We start from the raw sequence: 25,167 nt of genomic DNA on the forward strand, positions 1-25,167 counted from the left end.
CGACGGCGAAACGGCACGCACGGGTCAGCCCGGGGCGATGACCGGCAGGTCGCCCGGAGGCTTCTTTGCGCGCAGCGCACCGCCGGTCGCCGCGAGCCAGCATCCGAGGATCACGAGCGGGAATCCGACGATCAGCCCCGGGGTGAGCTGCTCGCCCAGGATCAGGACGCCGAGGAGGATCGCCACAACCGGGTTGACGTAGGTGAACAGCGGCGCGCGCGACGGACCGACGATGTCGATGAGCGCGAAGAAGACGATGAACGCGACGGCCGTGCAGACGACGGCGAGCAGGATGAGCGCCGTCGTGCTCTCGATCGTGGGCATCTCGTGCTGCGTGAGCAGGGCGATCGGCAGGTAGAAGATCCCCACAGCGGCGAGCGAGATCGTGATGGTTCCGAGCGCCGGAATGCCCTTGAGCTTGTGCGCGACGATGAACGGGGCGATCGCGTACCCGATCGCGACGAGCAGCAGTTCTCCGATCGCGATGAGCGAGCTCGTGCCGCCGACGGCGAGGCCGGGACCGGCGACGATGATCGCCACGCCGCCGAAGCCGACCGCGAGACCGATCATCCGCGAGGGCTTCAGCACCGACCGGTCGCCCGCCGTGAAGGCGATGATCGCGGCGAACAGCGGCACCGTCGCGACGAGCAGCCCCGTGAGCCCGGAGGGCAGGGTCTGCTCGGCGTGACTGAGCAGCAGGAACGGTCCGGCCATCTCGACGGCGCCGAACACGAGCACCCAGCCGATCTTCTTCCACGCGGGGCGAAGCGCCCCCTGGCGTATCGCGAACGGAAGCAGGATGAAGGCTGCGATGAGGGTGCGACCCGCGACGACCGATGCGGGCGAGTACGAGTCGACCGCCTGCTTGATGAAGAGGTAGGGCATGCCCCAGATGAGGCACATCGCGCCGAACAGCACCCAGGCGCGCGGCGTGAACCGGTGAAGCGCCGCGGTCATCCTCCGACCGACCTGCGCCCTTCGAACGCGCGACCGAGCGTGACCTCGTCGGCGTATTCGAGGTCGCCGCCGACCGGCAGGCCCGATGCGAGCCGTGTCACGGCGATGTCGAGCGAGTGCAGGAGCCGACTGAGGTAGGTCGCCGTCGCTTCGCCCTCGAGGTTGGGGTTCGTCGCGAGGATGACCTCTTGCACCGTGCCGTCGGCGAGGCGCTGCATGAGCTGCGTGATGCGGAGGTCATCGGGGCCGATGCCGGCGATGGGGCTGATCGCGCCGCCGAGCACGTGGTAGAGGCCGCGAAACTCCCGCGTGCGCTCGATCGCCGCGACGTCCTTGGCGTCTTCGACGACGCAGATGAGCGAGGCGTTGCGCCGCGGGTCGCGGCAGATGCTGCAGCGATCCTGTTCGGACACGTTGCCGCACACTTCGCAGAAGCGCACCTTTTCGCGCACCTCGCTGAGCAGGTGCGCGAGACGCGAGACGTCGAACGACGGCGACTGCAGGATGTGGAACGTGATGCGCTGCGCCGACTTCGGGCCGATGCCCGGAAGCCGGCCGAATTCGTCGATGAGATCTTGGACGATGCCGTCGTACATGGGCTATCCGAACTTCGTCGCGGGTGTGTAGGGCTCTTCTCGCACGAACGTCGCACCGAGCATCTGGCGGACGACGGCCTCGCCGTAGCGCTGCACGCCGTCGTTGCGGCGCGCGGGCGGCGTAGGCGGGGTGACGACGGGCGGGACCGGCACGGGGTCGAGCTGCTCGGCCTCGATCTCGTCGTCGACGGGCTGGATCGAGGGCGAGACGTCAGCCGGTGGCAGCACCGCGCCGTCGCGCGCGAGCGTCGTGGTGAGCGTGCGCGAGTGAGCGGATGCTGCGTCCTCGGGCTCGTCGTCGACGGCGAGCGATGCGGCGGGACCGCCCTTCGCCGAGGCGGGAGCGGGTGCGTCGGGGGTCGCCGGGATCGACGCGACGGCCCACTCGGTCACCGGCGACGCGGACTGCGGCGCGCGCTGCGGCGCCGGGCGCTCGCGCGGCGGTGCCTGGGGGGCACGCTCAGCTGCGGGTGCGAAGTTCGAAGGTCCGGGGCGATCGGAAGGGTCGTCGTCGGGCGGCGGCGGGTCGTCAGACGGGGGCGGTGCCTCATCGCGCCCCGGGGGCGGCGGGCCGTCGAGCCGCGTGCGGAAGCGCACCTGCACACCAAGTGTGTCGGCGATCGCCTGACGCACGTCGACGTGGGCATCGGTGCCGCCCATGGCGCGCGGCTTGAAGCGCTCGAGGTCGCTGGCGCTTCGGAACGAGAGCGTGATGTTGGGCGCCGCGGGGTCGCCGTCGAGCTCGATGACGCGCGTCGCCGACGCGATCAGCCACGATGAGCGCCGCATCTGCTCGAGACGCGAGAGCACTTCGGGCCAGGCATCCTGCATGCGCTGCAGCGTGACGGGACCCGTCGCGAGGGGCTCGGCAACCGGTGCCGACGCCCCTGCGGGAGCGGCAGGAGAAGCCGGCACCTGAGGGGCAGGAGAGGCCGGTGCAGGAGCGGCAGGAGAAGCCGGCGTCTGAGCGGCAGGGGCGGGAGCCTGGGCAGCAGAAGCCGGAGCCTGCGCAGCAGGAGCAGGCGCGGCAGCCTGGGCGGCAGGGGCCGCGACCGCTGGGCGCGCTTCGGCCGCCGCGCGGGGTGACTCGGCCGCCACCGCCGAACCGCTCGCGAGAACGCGCGCGACCATGAGCTCGAGCTGCAGGCGCGGCGAGGTCGCACCCGTCATGTCGTCGAGCGCCGAGACGACGATGTCGGCTGTGCGCGACAGCCGAGCCGGACCGAATGCCTCGGCCTGACGGGTCATTCGTGCGAGGTCTTCTTCAGAGAGCCCGCGCAGCACGGCCGAGGCGCCTTGCCCCGTCGCGGCGATGACGATGAGGTCTCGCAGTCGCTCGAGCAGGTCGTCGACGAAGCGGCGGGGGTCTTGTCCGGTCTGCACGACACGGTCGATCGCTGCGAAAGCGGCCGCGGCGTCGTTCGCCGAGAACGCGTCGGCGACCTCGTCGAGCAGTTCGGCGTGGGTGTACCCGAGCAGCGAGACGGCACGCTCGTACCGAACGACCGTGGCGGAATCGCCGTCGGAGTCGGAGCCCGCGATGAGCTGATCCAGCAGCGACAGCGTGTCTCTCGGCGACCCTCCGCCGGCGCGCACGACGAGCGGCAGAACCCCGGCTTCGACCTCGACGCCCTCGCTCGTGCAGAGCTCTTGCACGTAGTCGAGCATCGCGGCGGGCGGAACCAGCCGGAAGGGGTAGTGGTGCGTGCGCGAGCGGATCGTGCCGATGACCTTCTCGGGCTCGGTCGTCGCGAAGATGAACTTGACGTGGTCGGGCGGCTCTTCGACGAGCTTGAGCAGGGCGTTGAAGCCCTGCGGCGTCACCATGTGCGCCTCGTCGAGGATGAAGATCTTGAACCGGTCGCGCGCGGGCGCGAAGATCGCGCGTTCGCGCAGGTCGCGGGCATCGTCGACACCGTTGTGGCTCGCGGCGTCGATCTCGACGACGTCGAGCGATCCGCCGCCGCCGCGGCCGAGCTCGACACAGCTGTCGCACGTGCCGCACGGGGTGTCGGTCGGGCCCTGCGCACAGTTCAGGCAGCGCGCAAGGATGCGCGCCGAGGTCGTCTTTCCGCAGCCGCGAGGACCCGAGAACAGGTACGCGTGACCGACGCGATCGCCGCGCAGCGCCGTCATGAGCGGATCGGTGACCTGCGCCTGGCCGATCATCTCGCCGAAGGACTCGGGTCGGTAGCGACGATAGAGGGCTGTGGTCACCCGCCTAGCCTACGGCGTACGTCGGACACCGAAGCTGATCGTGCACCGGCACCCGGTCTTGCACCTGCCCTCAGACATCGACCCCGAACTCGACGTCGGCGCCCGCCCCGATGATGGGGATCGACGCCGTCACGGTCGGGACCGAGGCCGACAGGATCGAGCCGTCTTCGCGGCGCGCTTCCCCGAGCCCCTGCAGCGACGGGCGCCCGGGGATGACGGGCCCCTGTCCGTGCAGCGGCACCACGAGCTCTCCGCCCGCTTCGACGACGTATGCCCTGCCCCGCACGCTGAAGCCGACGCGGTCGCCCTCTGACGCGCGCACGCGCAGCTCGTCGTGCGTGATCGCGATGTCCAGGCGCGTGCCGTGCCAGTGCAGCACGAACTCGAGCGACGGCCACGACACGGGCAGCCGCGGGTCGAACGTCAGCTCGCCGAAGTGATCACGCATGCCGCCGAAGCCCGAGACGAGCGCCGTCCACACTCCCCCGGCCGAGGCGACGTGCACACCGTCGGCGGTGTTGGCGTGCAGGTCGGCCAGATCGACGAACAGCGCCTGGCGGAAGTACTCCAGGGCGAGGTCCTGATAGCCCACCTCGGCCGCGAGGATCGACTGCACGACCGCCGAGAGCGTCGAGTCGCCCGTCGTCAGCGGGTCGTAGTACTCGAAGTCGGCGAGCTTGTCCTCGGCCGAGAAGTAATTGCCCTGCAGGAAGAGCGCCAGCACGACGTCTGCCTGCTTGAGCACTTGGTAGCGGTAGATGACGAGCGGGTGGAAGTGCAGCAGCAACGGGCGCTTGTCGGGCGGCGTGCTCTCGAGGTCCCAGATCTCCCGCTCGAGGAACACGTGGTCCTGAGGGTGGATGCCCAGGGCGGGGCTGAACGGGATGTGCATCGCGTCGGCGGCGCGATCCCACGCTTCGGCCTCGTCGGGCTCGAGGGCGAGGCGCTCGGCCATGAGCCGGTACGCCTCGGGAGCGTCCCGCTGCATGTCGCGGACCGTGCGTGCGGCGAAGCGCAGGTTGAACCGCGCCATGACGTTCGTGAAGAGATTGTCGTTGACGACCGTCGTGTACTCGTCGGGACCGGTCACGCCGTGGATGTGGAAGGACTCCACATCGATGCTGCCGTCACTGACGCGCCAGAACCCGAGGGTCGCCCACAGGCGTGCCGTCTCGACCGCGATGTCGACGCCCTCGCGGTGCAGGAAGTCGACGTCGCCCGTCGCGCGGACGTACTTGGCCAGCGCATAACAGACGTCGGCGTTGATGTGGAACTGCGCCGTGCCCGCGGCGTAATAGGCCGAGGCCTCTTCGCCGTTGATCGTGCGCCAGGGAAACAGAGCGCCCGCCTCATTCAGCTGGAAGGCGCGCCGCCGCGCCGCGGGGAGCATGAGGTAGCGCATTCGCAGTGCGTTGCGTGCCCACAGAGGCGTCGTGTACGTGAGGAACGGGAGCACGTAGATCTCGGTGTCCCAGAAGTAGTGCCCGCTGTATCCCGAGCCGGTCATGCCCTTCGCGGGCACGCCATGCGCGTCGGCCCGGGCCGACGCCTGCGCGAGCTGGAAGAGGCACCAGCGCGTCGCCTGCTGCAGGTCGTCGTGGCCGCCGATGCGCACGTCAGAGCGCTTCCAGAAGTCATCGAGCCACGCGCGCTGACCGGCGAAGATCGCGTCGACGCCGAGGTTCAGGGCGCGATCGACCGTGCGGCGCGAGCGATCGACGAGCTCGCGCGCGGGCACGCCCCGCGACGTGTGGTAGCCGACGAGCTTCGTGATGCGGATCGGCACGCCCGCCTTGGCCTGGACGCGGAAGACGTTCTTGGCGATGTCGGGCTCGACCAGGCGGCGAGTCTCGAACTCGTTCGCCGTCTCGACGAGGTGCTGGGCGACGACGGCGACCGTCATTCCCGATTCGGTCACGCGGTACGACAGCGCCGAGCGGTCGTCTTCCTGCCAGTACTCCTGCGGCTGCAGGACGCGCGCATCGAGCTTCTCGGTCTTGCGCGGGTCGAAGCCGGCCTTCTTCGTGACGATCGGATTGCCGCCGTACACGTTCTCGCCGTCCTGGCGGTTGATCATCTGGCAGCTGATGGTGACGGGTGCATCCGCGTTGAGGACCGTGACGTCCAGGCGCAGGACGGCGAGGTGCTTGTGGTCGAACGAGACGAGGCGCTCATCTTCGACCCGCACCTCTTTGCCCGACGGCGTGATCCACAGCAGCGATCTGCGCAGCACGCCGTCGCGCATGTCGAGGCTGCGCTCGTAGTCGCGCAGGTCGGCGATGTCGAGCGTCAGCGGCTCGTCGTCGACGTAGAGGCGCATGACCTTGGCGTCGGGAGCGTTCACGATGATCTGCCCGACCTCGGCGAAACCGAACGCCTGCTCGGCGTGACGGATCTGGAAGGTCTCGTGCAGCCCGTTGATGAACGTGCCGTCCTCGTGCGCGTGCAGCCCTTCGGCGTGGTTGCCGCGCAACCCGAGGTAGCCGTTGGCGAGCGAGAACAGCGTCTCGGTGACCCCCGCGTCCTCGTCGGAGTACCTGTTCTCGACGAGTCGCCAGGGGTCGACGGGGAAGCGGTCGCGATCGATCACGGGACGAGCTCCTGCAGGTCAGAGACGACGAGGTCTGCCCCGGCGTCGATGAGGGCGGGGGCGCCGACACCGCGGTCGACGCCGATGACGAGACCGAAGCCGCCGGCGGCGGCGGACTGGACGCCGCTGATGGCGTCTTCGACGGCGACGGAGCGGGCGGGATCGACCCCCAGCATCCGGGCCGCTTCGATGAACACGTCGGGCGCGGGCTTGGAGGCGAGGTGGTCGCGTTCGGCGATGACGCCGTCCATCACGACGGGGAATCGTCCGCGGATGCCGGCGACGGTGAGCACCTCTTCAGCGTTCTTCGAGCTGGAGACGACCGCGACCGGCGTGCCGGCGGCGTCGAGCGCGTCGAGCATCGCGAGCGAGCCCGGGTAGGGCGCGATGCCATCCTGACGCAGGATGCGCTCGAACACGACGTTCTTGCGGTTGCCGATACCGCACACGGTGTCGGCTTCGACGGGGTCGGACGGGTCGCCCCACGGCACCTCGACGTCGCGCGAGCGCAGGAGGCTCGCGACGCCGTCATACCGCTTCTTGCCGTCGAGCGATGCGAAGTAGTCGGCGTCGCTGTAGGGCGGCTCGATGTTCCACTGCGCGAACAGCTCTTCGAACATCGTCCGCCAGGCGTGCATGTGCACGTCGGCGGTAGGGGTGAGGACGCCGTCGAGATCGAACAGAACGGCGTCGTATGCGGAGAGATCGGGGTGCGGCTCGGTGGTCACGGGTTCCCTTCGACGGAGGAACGGCAGACGGGCTCGACCCACCTTCGCGCCGTCATCCAAGCGTAATCGCGACCGGGTGCCAGCGACACCCGCGATCAGCCCCGCGTCGCCTGCAGAGTCTGCCGCGCGATCTCGAGTTCTTCGTCGGTCGGAACCACGAGCACGGTCACGCGCGAGGCATCGGTCGAGATGCGACGGATGCCGCGGCGGGGCCCCTCACTCCCACCACCCGCCCGTCCTTCGTTGCGCTCCGGATCGATCTCGACACCGGCGAAACCGAGGGTCGCGAGGGCGCCGGCCCGCACGATCGCGGAGTTCTCGCCGACACCGGCTGTGAACGAGATGACATCGACGCCGCCGAGCTGCGCCAGGTACGCACCGGCATAGCCGCGCAGGCGGTGCAGATACACCTCGAACGCCAGGGTCGCCGTGGCATCCCCCGCCTCCATGCGCTGCACGATGTCGCGCATGTCGGACACGCCGGCCAGACCGCGCAGACCGGAGCGCTTGTTCAGCAGGGTGTCGAGATCGTCGGTCGACATGCGCGCGCGCCGCGCCAGCTGCAGCAGCACGGCGGGGTCGATGTCGCCCGATCGCGTGCCCATCACGAGGCCTTCGAGCGGAGTCATGCCCATCGACGTGTCGACCGAGCGTCCGCCGTCGATCGCGGTGACGGATGCGCCGTTGCCGAGGTGGAACACGATCTGGGTGAGCTCGCTCAGCGGACGGCCGACGAAGGCCGCCGCCGCCTCGGAGACGAACTTGTGCGACGTGCCGTGGAAGCCATAGCGGCGGATACGGTGCTCGGCGGCCAGCTCGCGGTCGATCGCGTACGTGTAGGCGGCGGGTGCGAGGGTCTGGTGGAAGGCCGTGTCGAAGACCGCGACGTGCGGGATGTCGGCGAACGCGGCCCGCGCGGCGCGGATGCCCTGCAGTGCGCCGGGGTTGTGCAGCGGCGCGAGCACGGACAGCTCATCGATGTTGATCTCGACGAGCGGCGTGATGATGGTCGGCTCGAAGAAGCGTGCGCCGCCGTGCACGACCCGGTGGCCGACGGCGACCGGCGCCCGCTCGTCGAGCGAGGGCCCGTGCTCGGCGAACGCGTCGAGCATGACAGCGAAGCCGGCGGTGTGGTCGGGGATGGCGAGCTCGCGTTCGTACGTCGTCTCGACGACGGTCGGTGCAGGGCCCCGGAGGTCTGCGAGGACAGCGGCTTCGACGGTGTGCACCGCGCGCCCGACGCCTTCGCCGATCCGCTCGACGAGCCCCGAGGCGAGGACCGACTCGGTCTGCATCTCGATCAGCTGGTACTTGAACGACGAGGACCCGCTGTTGACGACGAGCACCGTGCTCATACGGCCGCCTCCCCCTGCGCCTGGATCGCCGTGATCGCGATCGTGTTCACGATGTCGTCGACCTGCGCGCCGCGCGAGAGATCGTTGATCGGCTTGTTGAGACCCTGCAGCACGGGGCCGATCGCGACGGCACCCGCCGAACGCTGCACGGCCTTGTAGGTGTTGTTGCCGGTGTTCAGGTCGGGGAAGACGAAGACCGTCGCGCGGCCGGCGACCTGCGAGCCGGGCATCTTGGCTGCCGCGACGGCGACATCGGCCGCCGCGTCGTACTGGATGGGCCCCTCGACAAGCAGGTGCGGTGCGCGCTCGCGCACGAGCCGCGTCGCGGCGCGCACCTTCTCGACCTCAGCGCCTGAGCCCGACTCCCCCGTCGAGTACGACAGCATCGCGATGCGCGGCTCGATCCCGAACTGCGCCGCGGTGGCCGCCGACGAGACCGCGATGTCGGCGAGCTGCTCCGCCGTCGGATCGGGGATGACGGCGCAGTCGCCGTAGACGAGCACGCGGTCGGCGAGCGCCATGAGGAAGACGCTCGAGACGACCGACACGTCGGGCCGCGTCTTGATGATCTCGAACGCGGGCCTGATCGTCTGCGCCGTCGTGTGCGCGGCGCCCGAGACCATGCCATCGGCGAGGCCCAGATGCACCATGAGCGTGCCGAAGTACGACACGTCGGTCACGGTGTCCGCGGCCTTGGCGTATGTCACGCCCTTGTGGGCGCGCAGGCGTTCGTACTCGCGGGCGAAGATGTCGACGTGATCGGGATCGAAGGGCGAGAGCACATGGGCCCGTTCGATGTCGATGCCGAGCTCGACCGCGCGCGAGCGCACGTCGGCCTCGTCGCCGAGGATCGTGAGGTGGGCGATGCCCCTGGCCAGCACGCGCGCGGCCGCGCGCAGCACACGGTCGTCATCACCCTCGGGAAGCACGATGCGCTGGGGGTGCGCGCGCGCGCGCTGCACGAGTTCGTACTCGAACATGAGCGGGGTCACGACCGTGGGTCGGGCCAGACCGAGCGATTCGGTCAGCTCAGCGGTGTCGACGTGCGTCTCGAACATCGCCAGCGCCGCGTCGTAGCGCCGCTGCGAATCGGCGGCGAGCCGGCCGCGCGTGCGCATGACGCGGACGGCCGTCTCATACGTGCCGAGATCGGTCGCGATGATCGGCAGGGATGAACCGAGCCCGTCGATGAGCCGGTCGACCGCGTCGGGCAGCGGAAAGGGCCCGTTCAACACGATGCCCGCCAGCGACGGGAACGTGCCCGATGCGTTGGCGAGCAGCGCCGCCAGCAGCACCTCGGTGCGGTCCGCGGGGATCACGACGATCGCGCCCTCTTCGAGCCGCGGCAGCACGTTGATCATCGACATGCCCGCGACGACGACGCTCAACACCTCGCGGGTCAGCAGATCGGGGTCACCCTTGACGAACCGGCCCTCGACCGAGCGCAGCACGCCACGCACCGACGGGGCGATGAGGAACCGGTCCTCAGGCAGGGCCCAGACGGCGGCAGGATGCTCGGTGGTCGCACGCGCCGCGGCGACGACGGCGGTGACCGCCTCGACGGTCTGGCCGAGACGGTCGGGGTCGACTCGGTTCGCGATGACGGCAAGCAGGCCCGCGCGCCCATGTGCGAGCTCGGTGACGGCGAGCGAGGCGATCTGTCCGACCTCTTCGGGGGTGCGCGCCGTCGAGGCTCCGAGCTGCTCGCCCTGCCCCGCGCGGCCGCTCAGCACGAGCAGCACGGGTGCTCCGAGGTTCGCCGCGATGCGCGCGTTATAGCCGAGCTCGGCGGGGCTCGCGACGTCGGTGTAGTCCGAGCCGACGATGACGACGGCGTCGCAGCGCGCCTCGACGGCTTTGAACCGCTCGACGATCGTGGCGAGGGCCGCATCCGGGTCGAGCCGCACGTCGTCGTACGTCACGCCGACGCATTCCTCGTAGGGCAGGTCGACGCCGTCGTGGTCGAGCAGCATCTGCAGCACGTAGTCGGGTTCGTCCGTCGACCGCGCGATCGCGCGGAAGACGCCGACCCGGGGAGTCGCCCGGCTCATGGCATCCAGGACGCCCAGGGCGATCGTGGATTTACCCGAGTGACCCTCGGCCGACGTGATGTAAATGCTCTGCGCCACTCGTCCAGCCTAGGCGCGCGGTGGATGCACCGGGAAAAAGTAAGACTCTCCGCGAACCCGGCAGAGCCTGGTTACCCTTGCTACGTTTCCGTCCTGGGGGAGTTGGCCTGGATGCCGCCTCGCGGAGAGCTGCCTCCAGTGTACCCACCTCGCGGTGCTCACTCCGCCAACGGGATGATCCGTGGGGTCGCGGCATCCGCGATGACGAGCACGCGGGGCGCCGTGATGCCGCCCAGCGACTGCACGAGCTCGGCCAGCGCCTCATCCGGGAAGTCGACCGCGTGCTCGGAGAACGGCACCGCCTCAGCGGCACGCCACAGCGTGACCGGCACACCCAGACTGCTTCGGATCGCACCTGCCAGCGACTCCCCCCGCGGCCCGCCTGTGACGAGGAGGATCCGTCCGATCGTCGCCTCCCGCGCATCCGAGGCGCTGGCGCGCGTGCGGGTCCACACGGCGAAGTGGTACGCGAACACGAGCCCGGTGGCAAGGAGCACTCCCAGCGGCGCGCGCAAGGCATCGATGGCGCCACCGGATGAGGACGGCTCGAAGACGAGCGCGAGCAGCCTCGAGCCGATGACGAGGAGCGCGATGATCGCGGCGATCGCGCTGGTTCCGAACAGGATGATCAGGTAGACGCGGCGAGCGCGGTCGTCGACGGGCGCGTCGGCGTGCGGACCGAGCGCCTGCCGCCCCGGGTGGGCAGGCCGCCACGCGAGCCACCACACGGGAGCGCCGATGACGAGAGCGCTGAGTCCGCTGAGCAGCAGGGTGAGGGGCGCCGTCGCCACGATCGGCGCCGTCAGCGATGCCAACAGGGCGTTCACCACGACACCGAATCCGCTCGCGGCGCCGATAACGCCGATCCCGGCCACCGCGAACCGCGTCGCCTGCCGCACCTTCGGTGAGGCCTGGTGCGCGAGATTCCCGTAGAAGACGCTGATGATGCCGGCCACGAGCGCGGCGGCGAGAGCGTCGTCGACCGATGTCAGTACGACGCGGGCATCCCCGTCGCCGAACAGCAGGCGCAGAATGCTCTGCAGCAGCACCCCGGCCCCGACGAGGGCCACGGCGGCGAAACCGGCGGTGACCGCGACGCGGACGACGTCGGCGAAGCCGCCCGCCGCCGTGCGCGCGCCCTCGCGGTACGTGTGCCATGCCCATACCGAGGCGCCGAGCACGGCCCAGACGAGTCCCTGCAGCACGGCGACGACGGTTCCGGCGGTCACCACGAGCACCGCCGCGCCATCCAGCGCATCCGCGACGAGAGCAGAGAGCGCGCCGATCGCGCCGGAGGCCCCCATGCAGAGCCCCCACACGGCCGAGAGCGACACGATCGGGACCGCGAGCCGTGTCGGCGCGAAGGACGGGCTGCGACGGAGGGCGCGATGCAGCAGCCACACCGCCGCCCAGACGACACCCGTCGAGACGGACCCCGGGCGCCATTGGCCGGCGAGCGCTGCGGCGGCGGCATCCCCCAATCCGACCGTGGCGACGATGAGCGAGGTCAGGGTGACGACGAGCAGGTAGAGGCCCCACCCGACGGACGCGCGTTCCTCGGGCTCGGTGCGCAGTCGACGCGCTTCCCACCACCACAGCGCCGCGGCGAGCGGGGTGGCGATGAGGGCGAAGGCGAGCGAGCGAGCGATGTCGCTGCCGCCGCCGTCGACGACGACGACCGTTCCCGCCTCGAGCAACCGGGACAGAAGGCCGCTCAGGCCGATCGCGGCGACCGAGACGAGCGCGAACAGGACGAAGAAGACGATGACGCGGCGTACGACCGTCTGAACTCTCACTGCATGCTCCAGTCGCACTCGACGAAGGGCCAGGGCGCCGACACGATGAGCCAGTCCCCGTCGATGCGAGTGAGACGGAAGACATCTTCGGACTGCGACTCACCGCCGCTGAAGAGACCGCCGCTGTATGTGGTCGTGATCATGACGCGCACCCGGGCGCTGTCGCCGTCCACGGTGGTTCCCGCGAGGGTGACGCGGTACTCCGCCCCGCCGGGCACGTAGTAGCCGCAGTCGCCGTCTCCCGGAGCCAGCAGCGCGACGGCGACTTCGATTTCGCCGTCGACGAGCGCCTGTGTGTAGCGCTGCGTCACACCCTCAGGCGAGGTCTCGTCCAGTTCCGCGGCACCGCCGCGCAGCAGCACGGTCACGATGGCGATCACGACGACGACCCCCACGAGCACGAGGAGGGTGATGAGGACGGCACGCGGGCCGCGACCGGGCGCCTGGGCCGGTGCGCTTTCTTCACTCATGCGCTCATCGTGCCGCAAAAGGCGGCGTTCGCCCGGCAGGCCCGCCCCCGGGTCTGCGCGGTTACGATCGTTGTGCGGGTGCCGATGCCCGCCCGAGAGCATCTGTGGGGGTCGCATGCCCGATGCCGAAGCCCTGACCGGCGAGGAGTTCACGCGCATCACCGACGCCATCGTGTCGTCGGTGACGACCGTGATCGACGGCAAGCCCGAAGCGGTGCGCTCGGCGCTGGTGTGCCTGCTCGCCGAAGGGCACCTGCTCATCGAGGACGTGCCCGGCGTCGGCAAGACGATGCTCGCCCGGGCCCTCGCGGCATCGATCGACGCGAGCGTGCGCCGTATCCAGTTCACACCCGACCTGCTCCCCGGTGACGTCACCGGCGTGAGCGTCTTCAACCCGATCGAGCGCGAGTTCGAATTCAAGCAGGGCGCGATCTTCGCGAACATCGTCATCGCGGATGAGATCAACCGGTCCTCCCCCAAGACGCAGTCGGCGCTGCTCGAGGCGATGGAGGAGCGCCAGGTCACCGTGGACGGCCGCACGCACTTCGTTCCCCACCCGTTCCTCGTCGTCGCGACGCAGAACCCCCTCGAGATGGAGGGCACGTATGCGCTCCCCGAAGCGCAGCGCGATCGATTCATGATCCGCATCTCGATGGGCTACCCCGATGCCCGTGCCGAAGCGCTCATGCTGCGTCAGAGAGAAGCGGCCAATCCGCTCGACGCTCTCGTTCCGGTCGCCTCGAGCGCGACCGTCGCGCAGCTCATCGCGTGGGCACGGGCGGTGCACGTCGCCCCCGCGATGGAGGAGTACGCCGTTGCGCTCGCCCACGCCACCCGCGGCCACCCCGATCTGCGGCTCGGTGCGAGCCCGCGCGCGACGCTGCAGCTCGTGCGCGCGGCCAAGGTGTGGGCGGCGCTGGATTCCCGCGGCTATGTCATCCCCGACGACCTCACGGGTCTCCTCGCTCCGGTCTTCGCCCACCGGCTCATTCCGGCGCGGTCGGCCGGGCGCGCGCGCAACGCGACCGAGGCCGTGACCGCCGTGCTCGAGCGCATCGCCACGACGGTGCGGGTGCCGATCGCTGCGCGGCAGTGACGGCGAGACCATGAGACGCCTGTGGCCGCTCACCCCTCGGGGAACGGGCGCGCTCGTGCTCGCGATCGCGTGCTTCGTGCTGGCCTCCGAGCTGGGTGTGGTCGAGCTGCAGTACTTCGGGATGCTGCTCATCGCGGTGCTCGTCGCCAGCGTCGGCAGTCTGCACCTGCTGCGCCGCACCGACGCCGTCTCGCGCTCGCTGCACCCCGACGTCGTGACGGTCGGCGCCCAGACCCACGTCGACGTGCGCGCGGGGCTGCGCAGCGTCATGCCGACGCCGTCGGGAACGTGGCGCGACGAGCTTCCGGCGGGTCTGACGGGTCCCGCAGAAGGCACGTTCGCTGCGTTGGGATCGGGGCTCATCGGCGGTGTGCACGGCGGCAACCGCACGCTGCAGTTGGCGTATGTCGCGACGGGCGCGCGCCGCGGCATCCACTCGATCGGACCGCTCACGCTGACCTGCAGCGACCCGTTCGGGCTGGCCCGGCGCAGCATCCGCCTGCGCGAGCGAACGGTCGTGACGGTTGCCCCGGCGCTCGTCGACCTGCCCGCGCTGGCCGATGTCGCCGGCGAATCGGGTGGCATGCTGCACACCGCGGTCGACCAGCTCGGACAGGGTGCCGACAACCTGATCGCGCGGCCCTACGCGCCCGGCGATTCGATGCGGCGCATTCACTGGCGCGCGACGGCGCACCGCAATGAGCTCATGGTGCGGCAGGAGGAGCAGGAGTCGACCCCCGAAGCGACCGTCGTGCTCGACCGCAGCGTGCTGCGATGGTCGTCGGATGCGCTCGTCGAGACGGGAGCGGACCCGGGTTTCGAGACCGGTGTGTCCGCCTGCGTCTCGGTCGTCGCCCGGCTCGTGCGCGACGGCTACGCCGTCGATGTGATCGATTCCGACGGCACGGTGCTGATCGAACAGCTCGATGACGCGGACCCCTCCGACATCGACGAGCTGCTCACGCGCTTCGCGACGATCACGGCCCGGCGCGACGACCATCTTCCGCGCATCGCGCAGCTGTTCGCGGGGGTCATGACGGGCCCCGTCGTCGTCATCGTGGGGCGCCTCGATCCCGCGGATGCCGCGGCTCTGGCCCCCGTCGTCCACCACAGCTCGCTTCCCGTGCTGCTCACCACGACCCCGGTCAGCGACGCGCTCGAGCGGGCCGCCGACGCCGGCTGGCACACCGGCGCGCTCGAAGCGGGCGGAGACCTCGCGGACCCGTGGCGCGCCTCCGTCGGGCGAGGAGCCAGCCGTGTCGTCTGAGGCACGACCCGCCCGCCGCGGCGACCTGCTCACCACGGTCGCCCTGCTCACCACGCTCGTCGCCGCGCTTCTGCCCGTGCTGCCGATGGTGCAGGGCAGCTGGTGGCTCGCGGCATCCGTCGGGGTCGCGGTCGTCGTGCTCGGCGCCGGGCACATCGCCCGGCGCCGTGGCCTGCCGGCGGTCGCCGTGTCGCTCATCGAGGCCGCCCTGTGGGTGCTGTGCCTCACGGGACTCTTCCTGCGCGACACGGCCCTGTTGTGGGTCATCCCGACGCTCGAGACGATCGGCGTCGCGCCCCTGCTCGTGACGCAGGCCTTCGAAGAGATCGCCGTCGGCGCCGCCCCGCTGCCGGCGACGCCTGCGCTGTCGTTCCTCATCGTCGGCGCCCTGGGCCTGCTCACGGTGCTCGTGGACCACGTCGCGCTCACGGCGCGTATGCCGCTGCTGGCATCCGTCGGGATCATCGCGGTCTCGCTCATTCCGGCGATCGCCGTGCCGGGCCGCATCGACATCACGTCCTTCGTGCTGCTCGGGGCGGCGATCCTGTTCCTGCTGCGCGCCGAAACCCGGTCGCGTGAGGCTCCCGCCGCCCGCGCCATCGAGCGGCGGGCCGGCGTGCCGGCGACGGCGCTGAGCATCGCCGCCGTGGCCCTCGTCGTCGCGGTCGTCGGGGCACCCCTGCTGCCTGCGCCCGCCGTGCAGGCCGGTGGCGGGCTGAACGGCGGCCCCGGCATCAACGCGAGCCTGCAACTGGGCGACGATCTGCGGCGGCCGCAAGAGACCGAGGTGCTTCGGATGCGTTCGACGGAACCAAACGCTCCGTATCTGCGCGCCACGACCCTGTCCCGGTTCGACGGCGACATCTGGCTGCCCGACCGCGTACGGACCGTGCCGCTGGACAGTGAGTTCGGCCTGGGTGCGCTCGGCGTCGCCGAGGACATCCGCATGGTCGAGACGACGGCCGCCGTCGAGGTCGTCAACCTCGCGTCGATGTGGGCGCCCATCACCTTTCCCGCGGTCGAGGTGAGCGGGCTCGAGGGCGAGTGGGCCGCCGTGCCCTACAACCGCACCGTCGTAGCCCAGACCGGCTCGACGCAGGGACAGCGTTATGAGGTCGTCGCGAGCGTGCCGCGTCCGACGCTCGAACAGATCCGCGCGCTTTCGACGGGATCGGGCGACGTCTTCGAAGACGCGCAGGCGCTGCCCGCGGACATGCCGCCGGTCATCGCCGAACTCGCCGCCGAGATCACGGCCGGCGCGGCGAACGACTACGACGCGCTCATCGCGCTGCAGCGCTGGTTCCGCGGACCCGACTTCCGCTACTCGCTCGATGCTCCCGTCGAAGACGGGTTCGACGGGACGGGCGTCGAGGCCGTCGAACGGTTCCTTGAGGTGCGGCGGGGCTACTGCATCCATTTCTCTTCGGCGTTCGCGCTGATGGCACGCACACTCGACATGCCGAGCCGCATCGTCGTCGGCTACCTGCCGGGGACGGCGACCGATGACGCCGAGAACGACGAGACCGTGTATTCGGTGTCGAGTTCGCTGCTGCACGCGTGGCCCGAGGTGTACTTCGACGGCGTCGGATGGATCGGATTCGAGCCGACGAGCGGTCTCGGCTCCCCCACGGCGTTCCTGTCGTCCGCGTCGAGTCCGACCGATGACGACATCGACGAGGCAGACCCGCGTCCGTCGGCGTCGGCGAGCCGGTCGGCGACGGACACCCCCGATTCTCGGTTGGATCCGCGCGATGAAGCGCTGCCCGGTGCCAGCACTGGGCCAGCCGCTGCCGTCCCGGCCGTCGTCGTCGTGATCGGCGTGCTGCTCCTGCTCGCGATGCCCGCCCTCTTGCGCGAAGCCCGCCGCCGTCGTCTCGTCGCTGCCGCGCGCGCGGGCGACACCGCCGCCGCGTGGGCCACCATGCAGGATGCCGCGATCGACGTCGGCGCCCCCGTGCCGGCGACCGAGTCGCCGCGCGCATTCGCCGCCCGACTCGTCGCCGAGTACGGAGCCCCCGCCGATGCGATGGAGGTGCTCGTTCGTGCAATAGAACGGGCCAGCTATGCGCCCGCTCGCGTCGCGGGCTATTGGCACGGCGATGATGTGACCGACGCCGCCGACGCCGTCCGGGCGGCGCTTCTCACGGCCGCGCCTCCGTCGCGGAGGCTGCTCGCGATCGTCGCCCCGCGGTCACTCATCGTGCGGCCCGGGAGCGTGTACGCATCGGGGGCCGCGCGCGCAGGGTAGGATAGCCCGTGGCCCTCCGGGGCCCTGGAGGATTCGCCTAGTGGCCTATGGCGCACGCTTGGAAAGCGTGTTGGGTGCAAGCCCTCAGGGGTTCGAATCCCCTATCCTCCGCCATTTCGATCCCTGTGTTCTCAAGGGATTCGCCACCACCGACCGCGCGTGACCGACGCACTGGCCTCCCGCACGATGAAGCTGGGCGACGTTTCCACGCTGATTGGTCAGGTCGCCCCGCGAACAGGGTGGATGTCGGAAATCAGAGCCTCGACACGCGCACGGATGTCGTCACGAATGGGGCGCACAGCCTCAATGCTCTGCCCGGCCGGGTCGTCGAGCTGCCAGTCCTCGTAACGCTTGCCGGGAAAGATCGGGCATGCGTCTCCGCAACCCATGGTGATCACGACGTCGGACTCACGGACCGCGTCCACTGTCAGGACCTTCGGGCTGTTGCCTGCGATGTCGATGCCTTCTTCAGCCATCGCCTGCACCGCGATCGGATTGATGCTGCTCCTCGGTTCAGAACCGGCGGAGAGCACCTCGATGTCATCACCACCCAGCGCGCGGAGGTAGCCGGCGGCCATTTGGGAACGTCCGGCGTTGTGCACGCACACGAACAGGACGGTCGGCTTGTGATTCATCGGGTCTTCCCTTTCAAACGTGCCATCGGTGCGATCCGGGGACGGCAGCCTATTGACTCAGTCCGGTCGGCGGCCGGCATCCGGCGCCGCCGTGTCAGGAGCAGCATCCGCCCGTACCGTCGCCGAGATCGGTCGAGCACACGCCCGTGGCCGGGAGGACAAGATCCACCTTTGATGCGGAGTTCATGTCACCTGCAAGCCAGGCGGCCACCGAACGCACCTGCTCGTAGCCGGTCGCGAGGAGGAAGGTCGGCGCACGACCGTACGACTTCATCCCCACGATGAAGAACCCGTGCTCAGGGTGGGTGAGCTCGCGGAAACCGTGCGGCTCGACCGTGCCGCAGGAATGCACATTCGGGTCGATGAGCGGCGCGAGCCGCCTGGGCGCCTCGACGATCTCGTCGAGATCGAGCCGAATCTCCCGGTGCATGGCCAGCTCAGGACGAAAGCCGGTCGCGTTGACGACAACGTCGGTCTCATGGACCGCCCTGTTGCCGTGTCGCTGCCCGACCAGCTCTATCGCATCCGCGGTCCGTCGCGCACGGATGATCTCGAAGCCGTCGATCAGACTGACGTGGCCGCTGTGCACCGCGCGGTCGACGCGGCTACCCAGATTCGCGCGTCCGATCAGTTCGTCGTCAGGCGAAGAAGAGACACGGATAGCCTGGGAATTGCGGATCAGCCAGGAGACCACCGTCCCGGGCTCGTCCCGTGCCAGCTTGGCGAGGGCGAGAAGTGTGTTCGCGGCTGAATGGCCCGCTCCGACCACGGTGACATGTCGCCCGGCGAAGAGGCCACGGTCGCGACCGTGCACGTCGGGCAGGGCAGGGGTGACACGGTCGGCGATCTCCGACATCCCGATGAGTTCGAGACCGCTCGAAGAGAGGGAATTGGGCGAGCGGTACGTTCCGGACGCATCGATCACGGCGCGCGCTGCGATGTCCTCGATGCCCCCGTTCTCCGTACGGATGCGCACGCTGAACGGCGTCGTCGCGCGCCCGGTGCTGCGGGTGCGGTCCATTCCTTCGCGGCTTACTCCTAGGACCTCAATCGCCGTGCGGGTGCGTGTGGCGATCTCGTCGATCTCTGCCAGCGGGGCAACGTACCGTTCAACGAGTTCGGTGCCGGTCGGCGCGCGTTCCGGATCGGGAAGCTCCCATCCCTGCGTCTCGAGAAGGCGACGCGACGCCGGGTCGACCAGGTGCTTCCATGGCGAGAACAGACGCGTATGCCCCCATTCACGCACGCTGGCAGCAACCTGCCGGCCTGCTTCGAAGATCACGAAGTCGATCTGCCGCTCCAGCAGATTCGCCGCTGCCGCGAGACCGACCGGGCCGGCGCCGATGATCGCCACGGGCAACGTCGACAGCCGAGACGACTCGGCGACGCGGGGGGTCAGATCCAGCAGGGTCACGGCAGTCTCCACAGATATCGATGAACTTCGATCTCTGATTCTTCGCGGTCTATCGACGCCTGTCAATATCGACTACCGTCGATGCATGGCCACGATGCTCGAACTCACCGATGTCAGCGCCGGTGCATGTCGCAGTCCCCTGGTCCGAGAGCCTCTCTCCGCCGAGGACGCGGACCAACTCGCAGCGACGATGAAGGCGCTTGCCGACCCGACCCGACTGCGTCTGCTCTCGATCGTTGCGGCCTCAGCAGGCTCCGAGGCATGCGTCTGCGACCTCATCGAACCGGTCGGCCTCAGTCAGCCGACGGTGTCTCACCACCTGAAGATCCTGACGGCGGCAGGCTTCCTGACCCGCAGCAAGCGCGGCACTTGGGCCTACTTCCGCCTCGTCCCGGGCGCCCTCGACCGGGTTTCGAGACTGCTCGCCGGTTCGTGAAACGAACGCTTCGCGCCGCGTCGGGAGAGTTCCTCGGCAGTGCCGGGCTGGCAGCCGTCGTCGTCGGCTCCGGCATCGCAGCCCAGCAGCTCTCCCCTGACGATGTCGGACTCCAACTCTTCGAGAACGCGATCGCCACGGCATTCGGACTTGCCGTTCTGATCCTCGTCTTCGCGCCCGTGTCGGGCGCTCATTTCAACCCGGTGGTCACCCTGGTCGACATCGCGCTGCATCGACGAAACTGGTCCGCCGCAGCGGTCTATGTGCCCGCCCAGGTGATCGGATGCATCGCAGGAGCCATTCTCGCGAATCTGATGTTCGCCCAGCCCGCCGTCGCGTGGAGTGCGACCGATCGCTCTGGGTGGCATCTGCTCCTCGCGGAGATCGTCGCAACGGCCGGGCTCATCGTGGTCATCTTCGCCCTGGTCCGCACGGGCCGCTCCCACCTCGCCGCACCCGCCGTCGGCGGCTACATCGGGGCGGCGTACTTCTTCACGTCCTCCACGAGCTTCGCGAACCCGGCGATCACGGTCGGCCGAATGTTCAGTGACACGTTCGCGGGCATCGCGCCTGCGTCGGCCTTGCCGTTCATCGGCGCCCAGCTCGCCGGCGCGGCGATCGGGCTCGCGCTTGTTCAGTTCCTCTTCCCCTCGGGAAGGCTCGCCCCGGCCGAAGTCCAGACGATGGCGAAACAAGCGATCAGCTGAGGCGGGTACCGTTCGTTCTGCTTTCGCCGTGCGTCGACGATGTGACGTCTTCTCGCCCCTGGCCGCCCGCGCGAACGAGCGCCCGTGACGGTAGAGTCCATTCGGCCACGCCGAGCCTGTTGCCGTCTTCCTCTTCACAGGCTCGCCGAACGTCGCGCAAGGATGCGCTCCCACCCGTGAATCCCCTGTCGCACGTCCGAACGGAGCCCGCATGACTGCTGTCGCGTCTGCGCAGGACCCCGCAAGCCGCTACCGGATCGAGCCGACCGTGGTGCAGGCTCTGCGCAGCCCCCGCCTTCTCACTCGCGAAGTGCTGGCGGGGCTCGTCGTCGCGATCGCGCTGATCCCCGAGTCGATCGCGTTCTCGATCATCGCGGGCGTCGACCCGCGCGTGGGGCTGTTCTCCTCGTTCGTGATGGCTGTGGCGATCGCGTTCCTCGGGGGCCGGCCCGCCATGATCACGGCGGCGACGGGCGCGGTCGCCCTCGTCATCGCCCCCGTCGCCCGCGAGTACGGCATGGACTATTTCATCGCGACGGTCATCTTCGGCGGGGTCATCCAGATCGTCCTCGCCGTTCTCGGTGTTGCGAAGCTCATGCGGTTCATCCCGCGCAGCGTCATGGTCGGCTTCGTCAACGCGCTCGCCATCCTGGTCTTCGCGGCGCAGTTCCCGCATCTCATCGGCGTGCCGTGGCTCGTCTATCCCCTCGTCGTGGTGGGGCTGTTCATCATGTATCTGATGCCGCTCGTGACGAAGATCGTGCCGGCGCCGCTCGTCGCGATCATCCTCCTCACCGGTGCGACCGTCGCCTTCGGGCTCAACGTGCCCACCGTGGGCGATCAGGGCGAACTCCCCGAGAGCCTGCCCGAGCTGTTCGTCCCGAACGTTCCCCTCACGTGGGAGACGCTCGCCATCATCTTCCCCTTCTCGGCCGCGATGGCCGTCGTGGGCCTCCTCGAGTCGCTCATGACGGCGAAGCTCGTCGACGACATCACCGACACGCGCTCCCGAAAGACGCGCGAGGCGTGGGGTCAGGGTGTCGCGAACGTCCTCTCGGGCGCCTTCGGAGGCATGGGCGGCTGCGCCATGATCGGCCAGACGATGATCAACGTGAAGGCGTCGGGCGCCCGCACCCGCATCTCGACTTTTCTCGCGGGTGTCTTCCTGCTGCTCCTCGTGCTCGTGCTCGGTGACATCGTCGCCGTCATCCCGATGGCGGCGCTCGTCGCGGTGATGATCGTCGTCTCGGTCGCGACGTTCGACTGGCACAGCATTCGCCCATCCACCCTCAAGCGGATGCCGAAGAGCGAGACCCTCGTCATGCTCATCACCGTCGCCATGACGGTGGGAACCGAAAATCTCGCGATCGGGGTCGGTGCGGGCGTCGTCGCCGCGATGGTCCTCTTCGCTCGCCGCGTGGCGCACTTCGTCACGGTGACGCGGCGGATCGACGAGGCCGACGGCGCCCCCGTGGCCCACTACGCCGTCGACGGCGAACTCTTCTTCGCGTCGAGCAACGATCTGACGACGCAGTTCGAGTACTCCCACGATCCGGACCGGGTCGTCATCGACATGTCGCGCTCGCACGTGTGGGACGCCTCGACAGTCGCCGCCCTCGATGCGATCCAGACGAAGTACCGCCACCTCGGCAAGACGGTGGCGTTCGAGGGCATGAACGATGCGACGGCGCGTCTGCACGGGCGCCTCAGCAGCGGGCCCGAAGCCTGAGCCCGCGCCGAGCGAGCGCCGGGCGCGCTTACTCTCGCGTGCGCAGTCCGGTCCCCGCGATCGCCTCAGCGATCGGCACGTCGCCGGAGTTGAAGCGGATCGTGCGGCCGATCGTCGAGTCATCGGCCAAGACTGCGGCGATGACGGCGGCGACATCGCCGCGCGGGACCGAGGCCGAATCGTCAGCGTCGATGTCGATGCGCCCCGTCGGCTCATCGAGGGTCAGAGCGCTCGGGGCGACGATCGTCCAGTCCAGACCGCTCGCACGCAGGTGCGCATCTGCGGCGGCCTTGGCCTCGGCATAGGCGAAGAACGGGTTGTCGGGGTCGACGCCGTGGTCCGGGCCTGCACCAAAGTACGACACCATGACGTAGCGGCGCACCCCCGCGGCGATGGCCGCATCCATCGATCGGATGGCGGCATCCCGATCCACCGCGTACGTGCGGGCGGGGTCACCGCCGCCGGCACCAGCCGACCAGACGACGACATCGTTGCCGCTGACGAGGTTCGTCAGCTGCTCGGCGTCGAACTCCTGGATGTCGGCGACGAGCGGCGTCGCGCCGGTCGCGGCGACGTCGGCCTCGTGGTCGGGGTTGCGGATGACCGCGGTCACCGTGTCGCCGCGCCCAGCGAGGATCGGTTCGAGCAGGAGTGCGACCTTGCCGTGGCCGCCGATGATCAAGATGCGAGTCGACATGCCGCGAGCCTAAGCCGCCCCATCGACACGCTGGACGGGGGTTGACACGCGACCGTGCTCGCCCGCCTTCGCCGGAATGAGTGCCGAGGGGGCGATGTTGCACCGGTCATGCAGCGATTCGGCACTCTCTCCTTCGGCCACTACGGCCCTCTCGGCGGGGGTCGTCAGCTGACCGCAGCCGACTCGATGCTCCAGGCGATCGACCTCGCCCAGGCGATGGACGACCTCGGTGTCAACGGCAGCTACTTCCGCGTGCACCACTTCGCGCGCCAGCAGTCGTCGCCGATGCCCCTCCTCGCCGCGATCGCGGCGCGCACCGAGCGCATCGAGGTCGGCACGGGCGTCATCGACATGCGCTACGAGAACCCGCTGTATCTCGCGGAAGAAGCGGCGTCGGTCGACCTGATCTCGGGCGGACGGCTGGCGCTCGGCGTCAGCCGGGGATCACCCGAGACGGTCGTCCGCGGATACGAGGCGTTCGGCTACACCGGCTCAGAGGACCCGCGCGGCGCCGATCTCGCGCGCGAGCACTTCGACCTGTTCCTTCGGGCGATCGAAGGCGAAGGCCTGGCCGAGCGCGATCCGTCGTCGCCGTTCGGCGCAGGCACGGGCCGGCAGCGGATCGAGCCGCACTCCCCCGGTCTGCGCTCGCGGATCTGGTGGGGCGCAGGTACGCGGGAGACGGCGGAATGGGCGGGCCGGATCGGGGTCAACCTGATGTCGTCCACGCTGCTGACCGAGGACCGCGGCCTGCCCTTCGACGAACTGCAGGCGCAGCAGATCGATGCGTTCCACGCCGCGTGGCGCGACGCGGGCCACACGGGTGAGCCGCGCGTGTCGGTGAGCCGCTCGATCTTCCCGATCACGACGCCCGAGGATGCGCTCTACTTCGGTCGCTCCCGCGAGGGCGATCAGGTCGGTGTCATCGACGGCATGCGCTCGACGTTCGGCCAGAGCTACGCGGCCGAACCCGATGAGCTCGTGCAGCAGCTGCTCGATGACGCCGCGATCCGTTCGGCCGACACCCTCATGCTCACCATCCCCAGCCAGCTCGGGGTCGAGATGAACCTGCGCATCGTCGAGTCGTTCGCGAAGTACGTCGCGCCGTCACTGGGATGGAAGCCCACGACCGAAGGTCGCGACGGGCGCGCGTAGACCGAAGGATCCCGCGGTCACCCTCGGAAATCGTCGGGATCGACCTCGTTGAGAAACTTCTTGAACTCGTCGACGCTCTCTTCGGCATCGAGCTCGTCACCGGTCAGATCCGGCACGCCCGCTTCGTCCATGACGGCGTCGGCGACCCACAGCCCCGTCCCAGCGCGCGACGCCAGAGCGACGGCATCCGAGGGCCTGGCGTCGATGATCCGGATGCCGCCGGGGGTGTCGAGCGTGATCTCGGCGTAGTAGGTGCCGTCGTCGATGCGCGTGATCTCGGTGCGCTGCACGGTCGCGTCGACGGACTCGATGAGCCCTTTCATGAGGTCGTGCGCGAGCGGCCGGGGCACGGTCGCCCCCTCGATCGCGAGGAGGATCGCGGTCGCCTCGAGCGCTCCGATCCAGATCGGAAGCATGCGCCCTGCGCCGGGCAGCTGGTCGATCGGCTTGAGCAGCATGACGTGCTGCCCCGACTCGTCGAGCGCAATACCGGCAACGCGAACCTGGACCACGGGCGGCTCCTTCCGGTCGAGGTGCTCCCTCCATCGTAAGCAGGCCGCCCCCCCGTGGGGGCCTGATGAGCTGGCAGACTCGCGAGCATGTGGATCGGCTGGATCGAGTTCGATGTCCTGCTGGGCGACGTGCGATCGCTCAAGGAGAAGCGCGGGACCCTGCGCCCGATCCTGGCGGATCTGAGCCGACGCAGCGAAGTCGCCGTCGCCGAAGTCGGGGCGCACGACCTGCACCGGCGCGCGAGCATCGGGGTGAGCATCGTGGCCGCGGATGCGTCGCACGTTCGCGACGTGCTCGACCGCGCCGAGCGCCTGCTCGCCGAGGAGCACCCCGAAGTCACGGTGCTGTCGTCGCGGCGCGGACTCCACTCCAGCGACGACTGAATAGCACCGGGATGCGGCATCCGCAATCCCCGCGCGCTGTGCCGGGCGA

The 25,167-nt window shown here is 69.6% G+C and carries 21 protein-coding genes, 1 tRNA gene and 1 other RNA gene; 9 read left to right on the forward strand and 14 right to left on the reverse strand.

The window, feature by feature from the left end:
* Window positions 1-24 precede the first annotated feature (24 nt).
* The 10 genes from AC25YV_RS03325 to AC25YV_RS03370 all read right to left on the reverse strand — a co-directional run bounded on the left by AC25YV_RS03325 (window position 25) and on the right by AC25YV_RS03370 (window position 12,838).
* A complete protein-coding gene (locus tag AC25YV_RS03325; RefSeq protein ID WP_488122420.1) occupies window positions 25-957 on the reverse strand; it encodes a DMT family transporter in 933 nt (310 codons plus the stop codon).
* Window positions 954-1,553 carry a recombination mediator RecR gene (gene recR, locus AC25YV_RS03330; protein ID WP_488122421.1) on the reverse strand — a complete coding sequence of 200 codons (600 nt, stop codon included), beginning with the start codon at window positions 1,551-1,553 and terminating at the stop codon, window positions 954-956. The genes AC25YV_RS03325 and recR overlap by 4 nt, the downstream gene beginning before the upstream one ends.
* Before the next feature lie 3 nt (window positions 1,554-1,556).
* On the reverse strand, window positions 1,557-3,770 hold the full coding sequence (locus AC25YV_RS03335; protein ID WP_488122422.1) for a DNA polymerase III subunit gamma and tau: 2,214 nt from the start codon (window positions 3,768-3,770) through the stop codon (window positions 1,557-1,559).
* A gap of 70 nt (window positions 3,771-3,840) precedes the next feature.
* Window positions 3,841-6,360 carry a glycoside hydrolase family 65 protein gene (locus tag AC25YV_RS03340; RefSeq protein WP_488122423.1) on the reverse strand — a complete coding sequence of 840 codons (2,520 nt, stop codon included), beginning with the start codon at window positions 6,358-6,360 and terminating at the stop codon, window positions 3,841-3,843.
* Window positions 6,357-7,088: an HAD family hydrolase gene (locus AC25YV_RS03345; protein WP_488122424.1), complete on the reverse strand. Its 732-nt coding sequence runs from the start codon at window positions 7,086-7,088 to the stop codon at window positions 6,357-6,359. Before AC25YV_RS03345 ends, AC25YV_RS03340 begins: the two co-directional genes overlap by 4 nt.
* 95 nt (window positions 7,089-7,183) lie before the next feature.
* A complete protein-coding gene (locus tag AC25YV_RS03350; RefSeq protein WP_488122425.1) occupies window positions 7,184-8,443 on the reverse strand; it encodes an acetate/propionate family kinase in 1,260 nt (419 codons plus the stop codon).
* Complete coding sequence (pta, locus tag AC25YV_RS03355) at window positions 8,440-10,572, reverse strand: phosphate acetyltransferase (RefSeq protein WP_488122426.1); 2,133 nt, start codon at window positions 10,570-10,572, stop codon at window positions 8,440-8,442. The genes AC25YV_RS03350 and pta overlap by 4 nt, the downstream gene beginning before the upstream one ends.
* A gap of 37 nt (window positions 10,573-10,609) precedes the next feature.
* Window positions 10,610-10,706: signal recognition particle sRNA small type (gene ffs, locus AC25YV_RS03360), an RNA gene on the reverse strand.
* A 24-nt stretch (window positions 10,707-10,730) separates the two neighbouring features.
* Complete coding sequence (locus tag AC25YV_RS03365; RefSeq protein ID WP_488122427.1) at window positions 10,731-12,368, reverse strand: DUF5671 domain-containing protein; 1,638 nt, start codon at window positions 12,366-12,368, stop codon at window positions 10,731-10,733.
* A complete protein-coding gene (locus tag AC25YV_RS03370; protein ID WP_488122428.1) occupies window positions 12,365-12,838 on the reverse strand; it encodes a hypothetical protein in 474 nt (157 codons plus the stop codon). The genes AC25YV_RS03365 and AC25YV_RS03370 overlap by 4 nt, the downstream gene beginning before the upstream one ends.
* Before the next feature lie 115 nt (window positions 12,839-12,953).
* Between AC25YV_RS03370 and AC25YV_RS03375 the strand changes: the two genes are divergently transcribed.
* The 4 genes from AC25YV_RS03375 (at window position 12,954) to AC25YV_RS03390 (ending at window position 17,563) form a co-directional block, all read left to right on the forward strand.
* The gene (locus tag AC25YV_RS03375) at window positions 12,954-13,934 is read left to right on the forward strand and encodes an AAA family ATPase (RefSeq protein WP_488122429.1); all 981 of its coding nucleotides are present in this window, start codon (window positions 12,954-12,956) and stop codon (window positions 13,932-13,934) included.
* 10 nt (window positions 13,935-13,944) lie between these two features.
* Window positions 13,945-15,201, forward strand: coding sequence for a DUF58 domain-containing protein (locus AC25YV_RS03380; protein WP_488122430.1), 1,257 nt, complete (start codon window positions 13,945-13,947; stop codon window positions 15,199-15,201).
* Entirely contained in the window at window positions 15,191-17,449 is a 2,259-nt protein-coding gene (locus AC25YV_RS03385) for a transglutaminase TgpA family protein (protein ID WP_488122431.1), read from the forward strand. Before AC25YV_RS03380 ends, AC25YV_RS03385 begins: the two co-directional genes overlap by 11 nt.
* Before the next feature lie 26 nt (window positions 17,450-17,475).
* Window positions 17,476-17,563: transfer RNA gene (locus tag AC25YV_RS03390), tRNA-Ser, on the forward strand.
* A 104-nt stretch (window positions 17,564-17,667) separates the two neighbouring features.
* Here the strand turns inward: AC25YV_RS03390 and AC25YV_RS03395 are convergent.
* Window positions 17,668-18,084, reverse strand: coding sequence for an arsenate reductase ArsC (locus AC25YV_RS03395; RefSeq protein WP_488122432.1), 417 nt, complete (start codon window positions 18,082-18,084; stop codon window positions 17,668-17,670).
* Between the two features lie 94 nt (window positions 18,085-18,178).
* Window positions 18,179-19,498 carry an NAD(P)-binding domain-containing protein gene (locus AC25YV_RS03400; RefSeq protein ID WP_488122433.1) on the reverse strand — a complete coding sequence of 440 codons (1,320 nt, stop codon included), beginning with the start codon at window positions 19,496-19,498 and terminating at the stop codon, window positions 18,179-18,181.
* Between the two features lie 85 nt (window positions 19,499-19,583).
* Here AC25YV_RS03400 and AC25YV_RS03405 point away from each other — a divergent pair, with 85 nt between their 5' ends.
* From AC25YV_RS03405 to AC25YV_RS03415, 3 genes are all read left to right on the forward strand, one after another.
* A complete protein-coding gene (locus tag AC25YV_RS03405; protein WP_488122434.1) occupies window positions 19,584-19,934 on the forward strand; it encodes a metalloregulator ArsR/SmtB family transcription factor in 351 nt (116 codons plus the stop codon).
* Window positions 19,931-20,641, forward strand: a complete 711-nt coding sequence (locus AC25YV_RS03410; protein ID WP_488122435.1) for an aquaporin — start codon at window positions 19,931-19,933, stop codon at window positions 20,639-20,641. Before AC25YV_RS03405 ends, AC25YV_RS03410 begins: the two co-directional genes overlap by 4 nt.
* Window positions 20,642-20,852: 211 nt before the next feature.
* On the forward strand, window positions 20,853-22,370 hold the full coding sequence (locus tag AC25YV_RS03415; protein WP_488122436.1) for a SulP family inorganic anion transporter: 1,518 nt from the start codon (window positions 20,853-20,855) through the stop codon (window positions 22,368-22,370).
* A gap of 28 nt (window positions 22,371-22,398) precedes the next feature.
* Here the strand turns inward: AC25YV_RS03415 and AC25YV_RS03420 are convergent, their stop codons facing one another.
* Entirely contained in the window at window positions 22,399-23,067 is a 669-nt protein-coding gene (locus tag AC25YV_RS03420) for an SDR family oxidoreductase (RefSeq protein ID WP_488122437.1), read from the reverse strand.
* Window positions 23,068-23,175: 108 nt separating this feature from the next.
* Here AC25YV_RS03420 and AC25YV_RS03425 point away from each other — a divergent pair, with 108 nt between their 5' ends.
* Window positions 23,176-24,222: an LLM class flavin-dependent oxidoreductase gene (locus AC25YV_RS03425; RefSeq protein ID WP_488122438.1), complete on the forward strand. Its 1,047-nt coding sequence runs from the start codon at window positions 23,176-23,178 to the stop codon at window positions 24,220-24,222.
* Between the two features lie 17 nt (window positions 24,223-24,239).
* Here the strand turns inward: AC25YV_RS03425 and AC25YV_RS03430 are convergent, their stop codons facing one another.
* Window positions 24,240-24,734 carry a bifunctional nuclease family protein gene (locus AC25YV_RS03430; protein ID WP_488122439.1) on the reverse strand — a complete coding sequence of 165 codons (495 nt, stop codon included), beginning with the start codon at window positions 24,732-24,734 and terminating at the stop codon, window positions 24,240-24,242.
* 87 nt (window positions 24,735-24,821) lie between these two features.
* Between AC25YV_RS03430 and AC25YV_RS03435 the strand changes: the two genes are divergently transcribed.
* On the forward strand, window positions 24,822-25,118 hold the full coding sequence (locus AC25YV_RS03435) for a DUF503 domain-containing protein (protein WP_488122440.1): 297 nt from the start codon (window positions 24,822-24,824) through the stop codon (window positions 25,116-25,118).
* Window positions 25,119-25,167: the final 49 nt, after the last annotated feature.

The sequence above is a fragment of the Microbacterium sp. Y832 genome (assembly GCF_057669765.1).

Bases quoted from the DNA above. Each gene is read 5' to 3' on its own strand.
- AC25YV_RS03405 (WP_488122434.1), top strand. From the start codon at position 19,584: ATGGCCACGATGCTCGAACTCACCGATGTCAGCGCCGGTGCATGTCGC.
- AC25YV_RS03350 (WP_488122425.1), bottom strand. From the start codon at position 8,443: ATGAGCACGGTGCTCGTCGTCAACAGCGGGTCCTCGTCGTTCAAGTAC.
- AC25YV_RS03420 (WP_488122437.1), bottom strand. From the start codon at position 23,067: ATGTCGACTCGCATCTTGATCATCGGCGGCCACGGCAAGGTCGCACTC.
- AC25YV_RS03325 (WP_488122420.1), bottom strand. From the start codon at position 957: ATGACCGCGGCGCTTCACCGGTTCACGCCGCGCGCCTGGGTGCTGTTC.
- AC25YV_RS03415 (WP_488122436.1), top strand. From the start codon at position 20,853: ATGACTGCTGTCGCGTCTGCGCAGGACCCCGCAAGCCGCTACCGGATC.
- AC25YV_RS03370 (WP_488122428.1), bottom strand. From the start codon at position 12,838: ATGAGTGAAGAAAGCGCACCGGCCCAGGCGCCCGGTCGCGGCCCGCGT.
- AC25YV_RS03375 (WP_488122429.1), top strand. From the start codon at position 12,954: ATGCCCGATGCCGAAGCCCTGACCGGCGAGGAGTTCACGCGCATCACC.
- AC25YV_RS03380 (WP_488122430.1), top strand. From the start codon at position 13,945: ATGAGACGCCTGTGGCCGCTCACCCCTCGGGGAACGGGCGCGCTCGTG.
- AC25YV_RS03395 (WP_488122432.1), bottom strand. From the start codon at position 18,084: ATGAATCACAAGCCGACCGTCCTGTTCGTGTGCGTGCACAACGCCGGA.
- AC25YV_RS03435 (WP_488122440.1), top strand. From the start codon at position 24,822: ATGTGGATCGGCTGGATCGAGTTCGATGTCCTGCTGGGCGACGTGCGA.
- recR (WP_488122421.1), bottom strand. From the start codon at position 1,553: ATGTACGACGGCATCGTCCAAGATCTCATCGACGAATTCGGCCGGCTT.
- AC25YV_RS03425 (WP_488122438.1), top strand. From the start codon at position 23,176: ATGCAGCGATTCGGCACTCTCTCCTTCGGCCACTACGGCCCTCTCGGC.